General features: G+C 55.8%; 14 protein-coding genes. 3 read left to right on the top strand and 11 right to left on the bottom strand.

Features of this window, described 5'->3' with window-relative positions; all coding sequences use genetic code 11:
• Nucleotides 1-236 precede the first annotated feature (236 nt).
• From glpK to ACFSO0_RS16745, 9 genes are all read right to left on the bottom strand, one after another.
• On the bottom strand, nt 237-1,727 hold the full coding sequence (glpK, locus tag ACFSO0_RS16785) for a glycerol kinase GlpK (protein ID WP_376882072.1): 1,491 nt from the start codon (nt 1,725-1,727) through the stop codon (nt 237-239).
• Nucleotides 1,728-1,941: 214 nt separating this feature from the next.
• Entirely contained in the window at nt 1,942-2,649 is a 708-nt protein-coding gene (gene deoD, locus ACFSO0_RS16780) for a purine-nucleoside phosphorylase (protein ID WP_376882071.1), read from the bottom strand.
• Nucleotides 2,650-2,824: 175 nt separating this feature from the next.
• Nucleotides 2,825-3,589: a glycosyltransferase gene (locus ACFSO0_RS16775; protein ID WP_376882069.1), complete on the bottom strand. Its 765-nt coding sequence runs from the start codon at nt 3,587-3,589 to the stop codon at nt 2,825-2,827.
• Entirely contained in the window at nt 3,543-4,403 is an 861-nt protein-coding gene (locus tag ACFSO0_RS16770) for a glycosyltransferase family 2 protein (protein ID WP_376882068.1), read from the bottom strand. Before ACFSO0_RS16770 ends, ACFSO0_RS16775 begins: the two co-directional genes overlap by 47 nt.
• A 164-nt stretch (nt 4,404-4,567) precedes the next feature.
• A complete protein-coding gene (locus ACFSO0_RS16765) occupies nt 4,568-5,791 on the bottom strand; it encodes a D-alanyl-D-alanine carboxypeptidase family protein (protein WP_376882067.1) in 1,224 nt (407 codons plus the stop codon).
• A 66-nt stretch (nt 5,792-5,857) separates the two neighbouring features.
• Nucleotides 5,858-6,673: a GTP pyrophosphokinase gene (locus ACFSO0_RS16760; protein WP_376882066.1), complete on the bottom strand. Its 816-nt coding sequence runs from the start codon at nt 6,671-6,673 to the stop codon at nt 5,858-5,860.
• 15 nt (nt 6,674-6,688) lie between these two features.
• Nucleotides 6,689-7,567, bottom strand: coding sequence for a M23 family metallopeptidase (locus ACFSO0_RS16755; protein ID WP_376882064.1), 879 nt, complete (start codon nt 7,565-7,567; stop codon nt 6,689-6,691).
• An 89-nt stretch (nt 7,568-7,656) separates the two neighbouring features.
• The gene (locus ACFSO0_RS16750; RefSeq protein WP_376882063.1) at nt 7,657-7,914 is read right to left on the bottom strand and encodes a hypothetical protein; all 258 of its coding nucleotides are present in this window, start codon (nt 7,912-7,914) and stop codon (nt 7,657-7,659) included.
• Nucleotides 7,915-8,119: 205 nt separating this feature from the next.
• Nucleotides 8,120-8,320, bottom strand: coding sequence for an alpha/beta-type small acid-soluble spore protein (locus tag ACFSO0_RS16745; protein WP_376882061.1), 201 nt, complete (start codon nt 8,318-8,320; stop codon nt 8,120-8,122).
• A gap of 246 nt (nt 8,321-8,566) precedes the next feature.
• Between ACFSO0_RS16745 and ACFSO0_RS16740 the strand changes: the two genes are divergently transcribed.
• Nucleotides 8,567-9,445, top strand: coding sequence for a 5'-3' exonuclease (locus ACFSO0_RS16740; RefSeq protein WP_376882059.1), 879 nt, complete (start codon nt 8,567-8,569; stop codon nt 9,443-9,445).
• Nucleotides 9,446-9,521: 76 nt separating this feature from the next.
• On the opposite strand, the gene ACFSO0_RS16735 is transcribed toward ACFSO0_RS16740, so the two are convergent.
• A complete protein-coding gene (locus ACFSO0_RS16735; protein ID WP_376882058.1) occupies nt 9,522-11,231 on the bottom strand; it encodes a hypothetical protein in 1,710 nt (569 codons plus the stop codon).
• A 12-nt stretch (nt 11,232-11,243) separates the two neighbouring features.
• Complete coding sequence (locus ACFSO0_RS16730; RefSeq protein WP_376882056.1) at nt 11,244-12,545, bottom strand: AAA family ATPase; 1,302 nt, start codon at nt 12,543-12,545, stop codon at nt 11,244-11,246.
• A gap of 230 nt (nt 12,546-12,775) precedes the next feature.
• On the opposite strand from ACFSO0_RS16730, the gene ACFSO0_RS16725 reads away from it, so the two are divergent.
• A complete protein-coding gene (locus ACFSO0_RS16725) occupies nt 12,776-14,173 on the top strand; it encodes a hypothetical protein (RefSeq protein ID WP_376882054.1) in 1,398 nt (465 codons plus the stop codon).
• Nucleotides 14,174-14,310: 137 nt separating this feature from the next.
• On the top strand, nt 14,311-15,339 hold the full coding sequence (locus ACFSO0_RS16720; RefSeq protein WP_376882052.1) for a YkvI family membrane protein: 1,029 nt from the start codon (nt 14,311-14,313) through the stop codon (nt 15,337-15,339).
• The last annotated feature ends 64 nt before the right edge of the window (nt 15,340-15,403 follow it).

Raw genomic sequence — 15,403 nt, 5'->3', positions numbered from 1 at the left:
CTGGCCCACTACCTCGAGCGCAACAAGAAACGATGAAACAAAAAGAGTGCCAACGCCAACGGGCGGCACTCTGCTTTGCCGTGAAACAGGTTGTTCCCTTCTCCCTCTCCCTCATCTGTTCCTAGCCCACCTTACAGGCTTTCTATTTGCGCAAGTCAAACCCATCCTTGCCCTTCTCCTGCCACCCTGTGTCCAACATCCACTCGACCACTATCCGAACAGTCAGGCTTCGTGTCTCACTTGTACTTCATCGTAGCAGTGACAGCCCGCTTCCATCCTGCGTAGAGCTGGTCGCGACGTGCAGCCGGCATTTCCGGGTCAAACGACCGCTCCACGACCTTGTTCTGGACGATCTCTTCCTTGCTGCGCCAATAACCGACGGCAAGACCCGCCAAATAGGCTGCGCCCAGTGCCGTCGTCTCGTTGACACGCGGCCGCTCCACAGTCGTCCCCAGTATGTCTGCCTGGAACTGCATCAGAAAGTTGTTGGCAACGGCCCCACCGTCCACGGCCAGCTTCTGCAGCTTGATGCCGGAGTCGGCTTCCATCGCTTCCAGCACGTCCCGCGTCTGATATGCCAGCGATTCCAGGGCAGCGCGGATGAGATGATTCTCCGTGGTCCCGCGCGTCAGTCCGAAAATGGCGCCGCGCGCTTCCATATCCCAATAGGGCGCTCCCAAGCCGACAAAGGCTGGAACCAGGTAGACGCCCTCCGTGCTGTCTACGGCCAGCGCGTGCTTTTCCGAATCCTCCGCTTGCGTGATCAGCTTCAGCCCGTCACGGAGCCACTGGATCGCCGCTCCTGCGACAAAGATGCTGCCCTCCAAGGCGTACTCGATTTTTCCGTCGACTCCCCAGGCGATCGTCGTCAGCAGTCCGTTCCGGGACGCAACCGCCTTCTCGCCCGTATTCATGAGCATGAAGCAGCCCGTGCCATACGTATTTTTCGCGGCCCCTTCTGCAAAGCAGGCCTGACCGAATAGCGCTGCCTGCTGATCTCCCGCAATGCCTGCGATCGGGATCGGGCAGCTGAAAATTCGCTCATCCGTATAGCCGTACAACTCACTGGACGGCCTGACTTCCGGCAGCATGTGCGCCGGGATCTTGAGCATCCGCAGCAGATCCGGGTCCCACTCGAGCATGTGAATGTTGTACAGAAGCGTCCGGGAGGCGTTCGAGTAGTCGGTGACGTGTACTTTGCCATTGGTCAGCTTCCAGATCAGCCACGAATCGACCGTCCCGAACAAAAGTTCCCCACTCTCCGCTTTCTCCCGCGCCCCCTGTACGTGATCGAGAATCCACGCGATCTTGGTGCCGGAGAAATAGGCGTCAATCAACAGCCCCGTCTTCTGACGCACCATGGGGTCGTAGCCTTGCTCCTTCAATCGATTGCAGATGTCGATCGTCTGCCGGCTCTGCCACACGATCGCGTTGTACACCGGCTTGCCCGTCTGTTTATCCCAGACGACGGTCGTTTCCCGCTGATTCGTGATGCCGATCCCCGCGACCTGCTCCGGCTTGACATGGTTTTCCAGCAAGACAGCTTTCAGTACGTGCAGCTGCGTCTCCCAGATTTCCTCGGCATTCTGTTCGACCCAGCCCGGCTTCGGATAGAGCTGGGTAAACTCCTTTTGGGCGACCCCGATGATCGCTCCGGATTTGTCGAACAGGATGGCGCGGGAACTGGTCGTGCCTTGATCCAGGGAGAGCATGTAGGTTCGATCCATGCGCATCGCTCCTCCTCATCCATATGGGATACCGAACTAATTGGCCAGCGCGGCGCAAAACCCTGCTTTCTCGCCGCTGTTTGCGGAGAGCGAGCCCCTCCAAACGCGAAAAAAGCCAATACTCGCAAGACGAGGGGCGATGCCTCCTGGTTGCAAATATCAGCTCTTTCTGTCCGCTCCGATCCTGGGAGGGACGCCTGTAAATGGCCCGCGCTTATTTCAGCAGCGCCGCATCCAGCGCGACTTCGATCATTTCGTTGAATGTCGTCTGCCGTTCGTCAGCGGACGTCTCTTCCCCTGTCAGGATATGATCGCTCACGGTAAGAATGGACAGCGCGTTGCGTTTGTATTTTGCCGCCAGCGTATAGAGAGCCGACGATTCCATCTCCACGGCCAGCACTTGATAGGCAGCCAGCTTCTTGTACAGATCCATGCTCTCGCGATAAAAGCTGTCGCTCGTGAAAATGTTCCCGACCTTGACGGACAGGTTGCGCTCTACAGCTGCCTGATACGCTTTGTGGAGCAAGTCAAAGCTCGCTGTGGGAGCAAAATCGATCTGGTTGAACAGCAAGCGGTTGGTTTGCGAATCCGAGGAGGCGCTCATGGCGATGATGACGTCGCGCACTTTGATATCTTCCTGGATCGCACCGCACGTTCCTACCCGGATCAGGTTTTGGACGTCGTACGATTGCATCAGCTCGTTGACGTAGATAGAAATGGACGGCACGCCCATGCCCGTGCCTTGTACCGAAACCCGTTTTCCTTTATATGTACCCGTAAAGCCAAGCATGCCGCGGACGTTGTTGTAGCACTCCGCACCTTCCAGAAAAGTCTCTGCTATGTATTTTGCCCGCAACGGATCGCCTGGCAGCAGGATGGTTTCAGCGATGGCCCCTGGCTTCGCTCCAATGTGAATGCTCATCGTACAATTGCTCCTTTGCTTTCAATAATGGTCCACCCTGATATGGTACTATAAAACACGAACATTGCAAAATAAAACTTGCATAGCGGCAATGGGCCGGGAAACAAACCGGGAGGAAACTGATTCCGGCCTGCGTGTACGTCTCCTCCTGCACCGAAAGTATGCCCGTGCATCATTATGTCAGATCACGCTGTTCGTTCCAATAGGCGATCGCCTCCAGATGGTCGCCAAGGCAGGTCATTTCTTTTGCGCGGATCGCCTGGGCAGACAACCGTTTTTTTGCCAGAATCGCCTTTGGCCGCATCGGCACAGCCTCGATATTCAGCCCGCGCTGCATCGCCATCATTTGCACGAGCGGGGGCAAAAACAGCAGATCGACGCCGATGCTCGTCGCCGCCTGTACCGTCATGGCCAGCGGCAGCTCGCTCATGGAGGACATCCCGAGCCGTTCCTGTTCGAGCAAGCTGTTTACGTACATCTTGGCCAGCCCGACTGTACCCGTCCCGGAAGCCGGAACAGAAGCCTTGCGCATGGCAATATCGGCCCCGCGATAACAGGCACGGATGAATGGCGCCAAATCTTCCGCCTGGATGATCGTGTCCCCGCTCAGGAACAGCCATATGTCTCCGGTCGCTTCCTTCGCGCCGATCGCACGCCACAGCTCCTCGCCCAGGGGGAACGGATAGATGAAGCAAACGTGCAAGGGATGGGACATCTCCAGCACCCGGTCGATACTTCGATCCCGGCTTCCATGGATGATGAGTATGATTTCCTTTGGCATCAGCTTCTCTACTTGCCGCAGCAGTCGTCTGATCGTGTTTTCATCCTGCTGGACAGAGATGATGACACTGAGCCGTTCCTGGTTTTCAATCTGATCGCCTAGCGTGATTCCTTTATCTTTTCTTGCCGTACCCGGTCTGTTTCTTTTTTCGTTTGCCACCCCTCTTCCCCCCTGTATCTTCTCTTGGCTGTTGGTAATACACGGAGCGCAAATGAAGATGGCCTGGCACGAGCAGCAGAGCGCGGTGACGTTCGCCATCCGATAGTCCGCCTCTTTCTCCGATCGCTTGGATCAGCCATTGCATCGCCTGCGCATGCTCGCGCAATATGTGGCGTGTGCGCTTGACCAAAGACGAGCGCGCGCGCAAGTTCCGTTGTATGGCTGGCTGCGCGGTCACACCAGCAATCGGGAGCTTTTTCCATGCCGCCTTGGCAAAAGCGAGCGGTGGTGTCATTAGCGTCTCCCACCCCAGGACAGACAAAGCGCTGCGCGTGCAAGCGTAAGGAACCCGCGACATCGTTCCTTCTCCCAACTCGGCGTGCCCGAGCAGATGATTCAGCAAACGGTACGCGCTCTGACGCCCCTGTAGCTTTTTCTGGGCTGCTTCAGACGTTGGAAGGACCGTTACGGCAAGAGCGGCACCGTCTTGCAGGGCTGCGAGGTACTTTTGCATCCATTGAGTAGAGAGCAGCACGGTTTCATCTGTGAACAGCAGGATTTTTCCGCGTGCATGGCGCGCACCAACCGCCCTGGCCTCATCGTAGGAGCGAAAGGGTGCCGTTTCCAGGAGGCGCACCCACGCTTCAACCTCTGGCTGCACCGCCATGCGCACCCCTGTCGGACAGACGAGAACAGCTTCGACGGCCGCAGACAGCTGCCGGATGTTTGCGAGCATTTGCCGCAGTGTCCAGGTATCGCCGCTCACCGGAATGACGACGGACACTTCAGGGCAGTCACCTACTAAGTTGTCCATCTCCATTCCCCCTCGTCGGAAAATGTTTTCTACTCATACCATACGCACCATTGCTCGGCGTGGACACGGCTCTTGAATCACAAAAAAGCGCAGGATGCAAGAAGAACTTCTCACATCCTGCGCTGCTGTATGAAGGTTGCGGTTTTGCTGCGCGTCCGTATCCGTCAGTATGCACGGCGCTGCAAATTGCGGTTTCTCACATTTCTCATTCGGCGAGCGCGTCTCACCATAAAGTAGATCATAAACAGGTTCAAGCCTAACCAGACAAACATCAAGGCGTACTGCACGTCCGGATGCTCGCTATGCGATTCGGCCGCCTGTATCATCTGCGGTTTCTCTGGGGCTGGAGGCGGATCGTGACGCAGCAGCGGGTACGCGATTTCCAGGTTTCCCGCCTGCACGTGCAACTGCCCGCTTTGCGTCAGTTCTACCTGCGGTTCGGTCCCTTTGGGCACAGTCGCGTACAGGTCGTCCATGGCCGTATACGTAATCACATTGGCGTTGCCTGGCTCGGCACTGCGCGTATAGGCTTTGCCGCTTGCGGCCACTTGCTTCGTCTCGAAATTCGCAAAGCCGTAATCGAGCATCCTGGTTACGTCATGGTAGGCGTACGCGCTCGAGCCTGCCTTCATGGTGACGGCGATGAACTCCGTGTTCCCGCGTTTGGCGGAACCGACCAGCGTGTGCATCGCCTGATCCGTAAAGCCGTTCTTGATGCCGGTCGCCCCTTCGTATTCGCGCAGCAGTTTGTTGTGGTTGATCAACTCCGACTTCCATTCCCGGCCGTTCCAAGGCAATCGGTTGGTTCCGACGATCTCCCTGAAGGTAGGATTGCGCATGGCGTAACGGGCGATTTTGGCCATATCGGAGGCCGTCGTGTAATGGTTCGGATCGTGCAAACCATGGGCATTGGCGAAATGCGTCTCTGTGACGCCTACCTTTTCCCGCAAATAGGCATTCAGTTCTTCTGCGAACCGCTCTGTCGTCTGACTCATATGCTCGGCAATCGCCGTAGCAGCGTCATTTCCTGAATGCATCAAGAGTCCGTATTCCAGTTTGCGCAACGGAACCTGCTCGCCTTCTCCCAGGTACACGCGGGTACCTTCTTCGTATCTCGCTTTTTTGGATACGGTCACGATATCGTCAGGATTTCCCTTTTCGATAGCGTAAATACCGGTGGCAATCTTCGTAATACTGGCTGGATACAGCCTTTCATGAGGATTCTTTTCAAACAGGACTTGTCCTGTTGTCGCGTCGATCAGGATCGCTGACTCTCCGCTCAGGGCATCGGGTGAAAGTTTCACTGCGTCCTCAGCCGAAGCCATAGGTGTGCCTGGGCCGAAAAGCGCAGTGGCCAAAGCGAGGAGGCACGCAAGAAGAATACGCATGTTCGTCTATATCCTTTCCTCTCTCTGTCGTTCGTTTTACAGCCGGGGGCCTGCTTTTATCCTTCCTTATCCAAGTCGTTTGCCTAACAGGTCGTAAATCATCTTGAACTTGGGATTGTCCGCAAACGCTTCTTCAAAGCCGCTGACGTGCTTCCGATACAAGGCGGAAGCTGCTTCCAGGTCCTGCTTGACGTACAGCGAGAAAATTTCCTCCAGTTTGTCTTCCAGCGTAGGATCGACTTCTGGCGGAGTCAGTATTTCCTGCCGCAGGTTGTTCATCAAAATGTCCAGCTGGTGGGTAATCACGGATGCTTCCCGCAGTTGCTCCAGGACGTCCACAGGAATGTTGCCCGCGTATTTGTAGCGCAGCTCGTGCTCGTTGGTTGCCCAGAAGTTCATGCCCAACGTACGAATCTGGATTTCACAGAAGAGCGTAATTTTTTCGCTGCCGTGGTAGACCGTGTAGGACACGATCATGTGAATGCTGCGGTAGCCGGAGTCTTTCGGGGATGCGATATAGTCCTTGATGTCGTGAATGACGATATCTTCCCGCTCCTGCAAAAGCTGCTGTACTTCGCGGACGTCATCCACGTAACGGCAGACGACCCGCAAGCCGGCAATATCGTAAATCTCCCGCGCGACCTGCTCCTGCCAATTCGCGTGTTGAAAGTCGATGCCTCTTCCCTTTGCCTTTTTGATCAGGCTATCCACTTTTTTTACCCGCCCGACCACAAATTCAATCGGCGAATAGCGGCCGCTTTTTTGAAAGCCGTATTTGATACCTTTCAGCTTCAGCTTCAATTCATCTACAGCCTGTTCATAAGGTGCCAGAAAATGAACCATATTATTTAATACTTTGCTTGGCACATGTGAAATTCTCATGGTTTACACCTCATTTTACTTCCATTGGAACGGAGACGCCTCAAAGAAAGGCTGCGGGTTCACATAGGTGTTCCCGATCAACATTCCGTAGTGCAGATGGGGACCGGTGGAAAAGCCGGTGGTGCCCATACGTCCAATTTGCTGTCCTTGCGCCACTTCCTGCCCGGTCACTACCTCGAGCTTGGACAGATGCGCATAGATCGAAAAAATGTTCATTCCGTGATCGATAATAATGGTATTGCCTGTCAAATACAGGGAATCGGCGAGGACGACCTTGCCGTTGTTGCTGGCGTAAATGGAAGTGCCAGTCTTGTTGGCGATGTCGATAGCGGCATGCCGGTTCGCCGGAACGCCATTGACCACGCGCTGATACCCGTACGGCGTCGTCAAGGTCCCTGCCGCAGGCTGTATAAAGGCGCCGGTAAAATAGGGCACGCTGGCCGAACGGGAGCGCGCCGCATTGATTTTTTTCTGGTCTGCATTGATCCGCTTCGTGTCCTGGCGCATCTCGTTCAGATCGTTGCTTACGTTCAACACGTCCACCGCGAATTTTTTCGGAGAGATGGTCAGAGACGCTGCAAACTGTTTATCGGATGACATGACTTTGTATGTTCCCGGTTTGGCATTGAACGGGATGGGAATCATCCGGATGTACTCCCCCCGGGACGGCTGGAGTCGATACGTCTGCGCGAACAACGTCACGGACATGGCCCGATTGCTGCGCACAAAAATAACGTCGCCCGGATACGTGTTGCCTGGCATCACGCTGAGCGGCGGCTGTTGCTGCTGGTAGTACGCATGAACGTCTTCCATGATTTCCTTGGCATACGTGCTTGTCCCGGACACAAGCGTCAGGGCAGCCATCAGCACAAATCCGACCATAGATTGCAACATAGCCGTTCCCTCCCAATTTCCAGTATAGCAAAAGACAGGGCGAAAGGAAAAAGAAAAAGAAGGCTGGAAAGCAAGCCTTCTCCAATTTGTTACAATTTTTTGGTGTAGTCGGCCATCATATCCATAATGGACTGGACGCTATTGAGCATCTCGCTGGCACGTTTGGTCTTCTGGGAGATTGTATGGAAATCGAGCCTCCCTTTTTTGCGGTCGCTCCATTGCTTGAACAATTCCTCTGCTGTTCCTGGATTGGTGCGAACGGCGCGCACGCGGGCCTCGTCTTCCATCAGCCACGATTCAAATTCAGGATGCTCCTTCAAGAGACGTTTGACTTCTTTTCTTTTCATCCGCGGACATCCTCCCCTCCGTGTACAAACGTACGTAGATATTTGTTCGTTACACCATATGACTAGTCCGCGAATATGCTTGTGTGTTTTCACCAGTTCGCAAAGAAAGGGCGTATGCGCAAATCCAATCCTGCCCAAAACAGAGAAAGGCCCCAGAGAGGGACCTTTCTGCATCCAGCTATTTACTTGTGTTGAGGCACGCGACTTAGCGACCAGCCAATTGCGATTCAGCGTAGCTTACCAGACGCTTGGTGATCTCTCCGCCAACAGAACCGTTTTGACGGGAAGTTGTGTCTGGTCCGAGATTCACACCGAATTCGGCTGCGATCTCATACTTCAGTTGATCCAGTGCTTGGTTCGCTTGAGGAACTACCAGGTTGTTGCTGCTGCCGTTGTTGTTCGCCATGATTGATTCCTCCTAACGCGTTTTTGTCTTCCGGGACGGGGTTGAACCGTCAGCGACGCTGCTTCTCGCCGGTCGAGACCGGAAGATGATTTTGAAGGAAGAGGTGTTTGTTCGCCTCTTGTGATACTATCATCCCACCATGGCGGTCATCCATACACCCATTCGGAATGTAAAATCTGTCAAGGTCCTGCCTCGCCTATGTGCTATAATGATGCTTATCTCTTACATTTGAGAGGAGCTGCCAACGTGAGTCAAACGGGTAAAGTTCTGCTCATCGATGGAATGAGCTTTTTATTTCGCGCCTTTTACGCATCTGCCTGGGGGGGCGGCTATCGCCAGACTTCAGCGGGCGTGTACACCAATGCCGTCCACGGCTTTACGAAAATGATGCTGGATTACGCCGACCTGATCCAGCCCACCCATCTGGCCGTCGGCTGGGACGTGGCCTCCCGTGAATCTCTCATCCGCAGCCAGTGGTACGACGGCTACAAGTCCAACCGTCAAGCACCGCCCGAGGAACTGATTCCGCAGTTTGATCTGGTCAAGGAAGTGACGGAAGCCTTTTCCGTGCCGAATCTCGGATGCCCGGGCTATGAAGGCGACGATATATTGGGGACGCTGAGTACGCGCTTATCCTCCGAGGGCCATCAGGTGGTCATTGCGACCGGCGATTACGACAGCCTCCAGCTCGTCTCGGAACTGGTGAGCGTGAAAATCTTGAAAAACGGCGGGAAACATGAGCATTACAACCCTGCCAGCCTGCTGAGTCTCCGCGGCATTTCGCCCGAGCAGGTAGTCGATGTAAAGGCGCTGATGGGCGACGCCTCCGACTGCATTCCGGGCTGTCCGGGAATCGGCGAAAAAACGGCGACGAAACTCATTACCGAACACGGCAATCTGGATCGTCTCTACAGCAACCTGCACATCTGCACGGCAAAAATGCGCAGCAAGCTCGAAGACCATCGCGAGCAGGTCTATTTGAGTCAAAAGCTGGCGACCATCATCCGCGACGTTCCTATCGAGTTTTCGTTGGACGAGGCCGTCTGGGAGTACGACCCGGACAAGGTCCGCAGCAAATTCGAGGAGCTGGAATTTGGGCGCAGCCTGGCTGCACGGGTAGGCTGAGGCAGCTTGCGCGCGAATACAAACAAAGACCAAAACATCCTGTACAAACACGGGAGGTTTTGGTCTTTTTTGTGCGTCATGCCTCAAAGACGTCGAGCAGCAAGCCGTCCCTTTGCTCCTGATCTTCCCACGATGCCGCGAAACGGACGCGGTGGGACACCCCCAGGATGTCATACGTCTGCACCAGATGCTGGCGCGCGGAACCGACGATGAGCGTGTGCAGGCGAACCTGCATGCGTTTCCCCAACTCCGCCAGCTGTTCCTGGACGTACCTGGAAATTCCTCCCACACCGTCCGTGACCATGACGAAATCTGCGCCCCGCAGCGACTTGTCCGCCTGCACCAGCTCGATCCCCCGCTTCATCGGGGAGTCGAAGTGCGTGCCCCCGCCAAACGCCATTTGCGCCAGACTGTAAAAGGCGGCCCAATCTGGCTGTTTGTGATACAGCTGCTGTTCCCGCAGCTCTCCCTTTGCCCCGAAGAGCAGCAGGACAAAATTGCGCTTCTCCAGCATGGCGAGCGCAGCAAACGTCATGACGAACACTTGCGCCAGCCGCAGCTTTGCGCCGCGCATCGAATGCGACGTATCGAGCATGCAGATGACTGGCCCTTTTGGCGGTTCCTCCACCCAGCCGGATGTGTCGTAGGTCATGAGCTTCTGCTCGACCCACTTGAGCATGAAATAAGTCTCGTAATCCGGGTCGGCCAAAAGGACTGCTTCCCCTGGCAGCATGTGGGCAATATCGCCGGATTGCCGCAAGTCGTAATATTCTTCCGGCAGCTGCTTCGTCCGCATTTCCTTGCGCCTGACGCGAAAATGCTGGACATTGCGGCCGACCTCTTCGAGAAAGGCGAGCAGGTCTGGATGTCGTTTCAGCTTTTCCACCCATTTGAGATACTGCTCAAAGCTTTGCCGGCGCAACCTGCCCAGATCATGTCCCCAGCTGCGGTTGGCAAAGCGCTGGCTCGCCGCAAACAGCTCCTCCACGAACAGCGTATCGAGGTCTTCCGTGGAAAGGGATTGCTTGAGGGACGATTCCAGCCATTGCCCCAGCTCGCTCTCGAAAGCCGCGATCGCTTCCTTTTCCTGCCGATGCAGGCGCTCCAGCTGCTTCTCCCGCTGTCCGAGCTCTTCCTCCAGCTTTTTCACCTTTTGCAGCAGCTTGGCACGCTTCGTAAACTGGATTGCCATCTCTTCCCGCAGCCCGGAAATCCGCTCCTTCAAGGTGCGAATCTCCGCGCGGACGAGCGGCTTCGTATCCAGCGCCTCCTGCTTGTCCTCGACCATCCGTTTGCCCTGCTGGAGCGTATAGCCGACCAGTTGCAGCCTGGCGATCTGCTTTTCCGTCAACAGCTCGGACAGCCGCGCTTCCTGGCTGCCTTCCTCGCCTTGCTGCTCCGTAAGCCCTGCCACCAAAGGGGTGAGCTTTTGCTCCTTTTCCCGCTGCTTGACTTCCGCTGCGAATGTCTCCGTCAGCCAGAGCAGCGCTTTAATCGCCGTCTTGAACGCGGCACTCTCCTGCCCTACCGTCCGCGGGTGAATCATCCGGGTGAAGTGCTGCTTCATCAATGTCCGAATCATCCATTGATGAAAGGGAGTCGACTCCTGCGTCAAATCGACCTCGGGCTTTTCCAAATAAAAGACGAGGAAAAAATCGGCAAACAGCTCCAGATCAAACCAGGAAGCCCGCGCCTGCGCTTCCCTGACCCATTCCTGGGCCGTGCGGGACGATGCAAGGTACGTGTCAAACAAATACCGGTCCACCTGACTGGCGCGAATGATCATGGCTTCCACCTCCTAGAGCGTGTAGTCGTACTCTGTTCCCGGTATTTCCTGATCGAACACCGTCCGGTACGCCTTTTGCAGCTGTTGCAGGAGCCGTTCGCCTTCGATGCGCAAGTAGGCGTATTTCACCGTGTACGTCTCCACGTTATGGATCAGCCGGTTTTTTTCCAGTATGTAGTCTGCCAGACCCTGTTCCCGCTTCTGCCATTGCAAGAGGCGGTTGCGCAAGTCTCTGGCCGTCTCTTCGATTTCCACGCGGCTTTCTTCCAGCAGCTGCCGGTTGCGCTCCAAAGCCTCCTTGCCCATTTTCGCCCCGACCTCTTTTTTGAACTGGAAGGCGTGTAGCTCGGATTCCTTCCCCTTCCATTTGTCGGCGATCTGTCCGAAATGGCGCAGGGGAAGCTCATCTTCCAGCTCTGCCTTGATCATTTCCGTAAACTGGCGCTCAAACAGCTCGCGCATCACGGGCAAGTCTTCCGGAACGTCCCACATCATATGCGGCGTAAAAACCGTGTCCCAGATCGTCACCTGCTCGCGGCCGTGCAGGGCAGCAGATGTCTTCCAGACGTTGGCGATTTTGCTCCAGCGCCGGTCAGAGAGCCGGTATTCTTTGGCTTCCATATCCTGCTTCAACCGGTACAGGAAGTAGACGATTGGCGCAGGGATGACGACCTCGGCTGCCGCCGCTTGTATATCGCTGACATCGTAGAGCGAAAACACGACCGGAAGCGGATTTTTCGGCAGGGCGAACATTTTTTCGTAGCTGGACGCATGCTGCAAATACCCGACCTCGTAGCGGAACAAAAAGCGGTCGTACAAGGCACTAAGCTGTTCGTCGTCATCCGGCAGCTCGTTGGAGGCCGCGATCAGAAACTGCAAGGGCACCGCTTCCTTTTCCCGCCCGTTAAAGTACATGCGCTCGTTCAAAATGGACAGGAGGGCATTCAAGATGGCGCTGTTCGCCTTGAAAATCTCGTCGAGAAAGGCAAACTGGGCTTTGGGCAAGTAGCCATCAGTCTTGCGCACATACTGGTCCTGCTTGAGCTGCTGCAAGGAAACCGGACCAAAAATTTCGTCAGGCGTCGTAAATCGCGTCAACAAATATTCAAACCAATGCTCGGAGCCGAATAGCTGCGAGATGGCGCGGGCCAGCTGCGATTTTGCCGTACCCGGCGGGCCGATCACCAGCGCGTTCTCCCCGCTGATAATTCCGAGCATCAACAGTCGAATGAGTTCACTTCGTTCCAGAAAGCGCCGTTCCAACAGCTCGATGGCTTGGTCCATTTTTCGCTGAATGGGTGTTGTTGTCTTCATCGCTAAGCGGCGCTGCTCCCATCAAAACGAAAAGTCGGGAAGCGCCTTTCCCCCCTCGTGCTAAGATCCCAAGTGTGCCAATGGGCCACTCTCATCGTCACATATTGTGGGCAAAAATGCCAGTTTTCCAAAGAACTCTGCTCCCCTCTGCGCTCTCACCCCTGCTCCGCGCGCCGCATATGGTGGAACAAACGCCTATACACAAAAGAAAACTAAAGGAGGGTTCGCAGATGGGTATCGAACTTGCCTGGATTCACGGTGTCTATGTATTGTTTGTGCTCGGCATCATTCTGCTCATGGTCTTGCGGCGGGACACCAGCCTGATCAGCATTGTCGGCATCGCACTCCTTGGCCTGGTCGCCACCGGTTCGCTCACGATGGCCATCGGCGGCATATTCGGCAGCTTTATTTACGCCATCACCGAGCTATTGCCCACCATTTTGGTGATCTGTATCATCGTCGCCATGAGCCATGTGCTGACAGATACGGGAGTCAACGAGACGATGATTCGCCCGATGACGCACTTGATCCGCAATCCCACCCTCGCGTACTGGGTGATCGGTCTTGTCATGATGGTCATTTCGTGGTTTTTCTGGCCGTCGCCAGGGGTCGCCCTGATCGGGGCCGTCATGCTTCCGGTCGCCCTGCGCGCCGGACTGCCAGCCATCGGGGTGGCTGTCGCCATGAACCTGTTCGGGCACGGAATCGCCCTGTCCGGTGACTACGTCATTCAGGGAGCCCCTACCTTGACAGCAAAAGCTGCCGGCATTCCCGTCCAGGATGTCATCACGGCCAGCGTGCCGCTCGTCATCGTCATGGGTCTGGTCACGACGATCGCAGCTTTCTGGTATTTGCGCAAGGACATGAAAATCGGGAATATCCCGGCGACATCGTCCGAAACTGCCGCGCCGGATTCCGTCTTTGCCCCGGTGCGCGTGCCGCTGTCTGGCGGCGTGCGGAAAACGCTCGCTGCTGCCGTGCCCATTCTGTTTTTGCTGGACGTCGTCGCCATGTTCGCCCTTGACTTGCGAGGCGGAGATGCGACCGCACTCGTTGGCGGCACCGCCTTGCTGATCCTGCTCGTCGCCACCATGCTCGCCCACAAACAAAAAGGGCTGGAGGTAGTCACCACGCATCTCATCTCGGGCTTCCAGTTCGGCTTTAAGGTGTTCGGGCCGGTCATTCCGATCGCTGCTTTCTTCTACATGGGGGACAGCGGCTTCGTCAAAGTGTTCGGAGAAGTCCTTCCTGCAGGCTCACAAGGCATCGTCAACGACCTTGGTATCGCGCTGGCCCATACCATTCCCATCAGCAAAGAAGTCGCCGCGCTCACCCTTTCCGCAGTCGGCGTCATCACAGGGCTGGACGGCTCCGGCTTCTCGGGGATCACGCTGGCAGGTTCCCTGGCCCAGCTGTTCGCGACCGCCCTGGGCTCCGGTGCTGCGACCTTGACGGCTCTCGGGCAAATTGCCGCCATTTGGGTCGGCGGCGGTACGATCATTCCATGGGCGCTAATTCCAGCAGCAGCGATCTGCGGCGTCGATCCGTTCGAGCTGGCCCGGCGCAATCTGTACCCGGTCTCAATCGGCCTGTTGGTCACGACGATTATCGCAATGTTCCTGTTGTAAACGCTTTCGGAATAAAGTCGGAAGTAGGAAGGGGAAAAAAGGCGATTGGCATCGTGCCAGCCGCCTTTTTCTCGTCTGTTTTCCCCGGTCGCTCATACACTTGTACTAGCATCCTATTCGGAGGGGAACAGACCGGTATGAACTTGTGGGGAAAAAGTATACAGGTCGCTGCCACGTATATCGGAACAGTGGTCGGAGCCGGATTCGCAAGCGGTCAGGAAATCCTTGCATTTTTTACATCCTACGGGCACGCAGGCACGATCGGTATCCTGGGTGCTACCGCCCTGTTCGTCTGGTTGGGCTACAAAATGATGCTGCTCGCACACCAGATGCGTACGCCATCTTATGAATCGTTTAATCTGCAGCTGTTCGGACCCGTCGTCGGGCGGACGATGAACATGCTTGTATTCCTGACCTTGTTCGGCGTGACCACCGTGATGCTGGCTGGTGCCGGCTCCTTGCTGGAGGAACAGTTTCACATCCCGTACGTCGCAGGCACTGTTGCCACGCTCTTTTTCGCCTTGCTAATCTTGCGGAAGGGTCTGGATCGGCTGCTCGTCGTCAACGCGCTCGTCGTGCCTTCCATGCTCCTGTTTGCCATCCTCATCTTGCTCGAAGGAACGGCCGATTCCCCGCTCCCGCTCGCAGCACCGGACCATTACATCTTTCTGTGGAAAACCATTCTCTATGTATCCTTCAACCTCGCGATGGCCCAATCCGTCCTCATCCCGATTGGTTACGCCATCCGCGAGCGAGCCATCCTGTTTCGCGCCGCTGTCATCGGGGGAGTCGTCCTCGGATTTATGCTGCTCGTCGTCCACACTGCCATGCTCGCCAACTGGGATGACGTCCGCTTCATGGACATCCCGATCCTGTTTGTCACCGACCAGTGGAACGAATGGCTGCAGCTGTTTTTTGTATTCGTCCTCTACTCGGAAATTTTTACGACGCTCATCTCCAACGTTTTCGGGATCGGCCAGCAGCTGCGGGAGCTGTTTTCCATACCGGAATCGCGCATCTACCTGTTTTTGTTTCTCACTGCGTTCGCGCTCTGTCTGATCGGTTACTCCCAACTGCTGATGTTTCTCTATCCGCTTTTTGGCTATCTCGGCTTGACGACGCTCTGCCGCATTGTTTTTCCGCCAAGGCGTCCCGGGTGGCCGTAGTGGTAGACGATCAGGTAGACAGTCGCCGATCCAGACAAGGACTCCGATGAAGCCATGAAGGTGG

The sequence above is a fragment of the Brevibacillus sp. GCM10020057 genome (assembly GCF_042683565.1).
Lineage (GTDB): Bacteria > Bacillota > Bacilli > Brevibacillales > Brevibacillaceae > Brevibacillus.
This window is presented reverse-complemented; position numbering and strand designations above follow the sequence as displayed.

Coding starts and splice junctions, on each gene's coding strand:
- glpK (WP_376882072.1), bottom strand. CDS start 1,727: ATGGATCGAACCTACATGCTCTCCCTGGATCAAGGCACGACCAGTTCC.
- deoD (WP_376882071.1), bottom strand. CDS start 2,649: ATGAGCATTCACATTGGAGCGAAGCCAGGGGCCATCGCTGAAACCATC.
- ACFSO0_RS16770 (WP_376882068.1), bottom strand. CDS start 4,403: ATGGACAACTTAGTAGGTGACTGCCCTGAAGTGTCCGTCGTCATTCCG.
- ACFSO0_RS16765 (WP_376882067.1), bottom strand. CDS start 5,791: ATGCGTATTCTTCTTGCGTGCCTCCTCGCTTTGGCCACTGCGCTTTTC.
- ACFSO0_RS16760 (WP_376882066.1), bottom strand. CDS start 6,673: ATGAGAATTTCACATGTGCCAAGCAAAGTATTAAATAATATGGTTCAT.
- ACFSO0_RS16755 (WP_376882064.1), bottom strand. CDS start 7,567: ATGTTGCAATCTATGGTCGGATTTGTGCTGATGGCTGCCCTGACGCTT.
- ACFSO0_RS16750 (WP_376882063.1), bottom strand. CDS start 7,914: ATGAAAAGAAAAGAAGTCAAACGTCTCTTGAAGGAGCATCCTGAATTT.
- ACFSO0_RS16745 (WP_376882061.1), bottom strand. CDS start 8,320: ATGGCGAACAACAACGGCAGCAGCAACAACCTGGTAGTTCCTCAAGCG.
- ACFSO0_RS16735 (WP_376882058.1), bottom strand. CDS start 11,231: ATGATCATTCGCGCCAGTCAGGTGGACCGGTATTTGTTTGACACGTAC.
- ACFSO0_RS16730 (WP_376882056.1), bottom strand. CDS start 12,545: ATGAAGACAACAACACCCATTCAGCGAAAAATGGACCAAGCCATCGAG.
- ACFSO0_RS16725 (WP_376882054.1), top strand. CDS start 12,776: ATGGGTATCGAACTTGCCTGGATTCACGGTGTCTATGTATTGTTTGTG.
- ACFSO0_RS16720 (WP_376882052.1), top strand. CDS start 14,311: ATGAACTTGTGGGGAAAAAGTATACAGGTCGCTGCCACGTATATCGGA.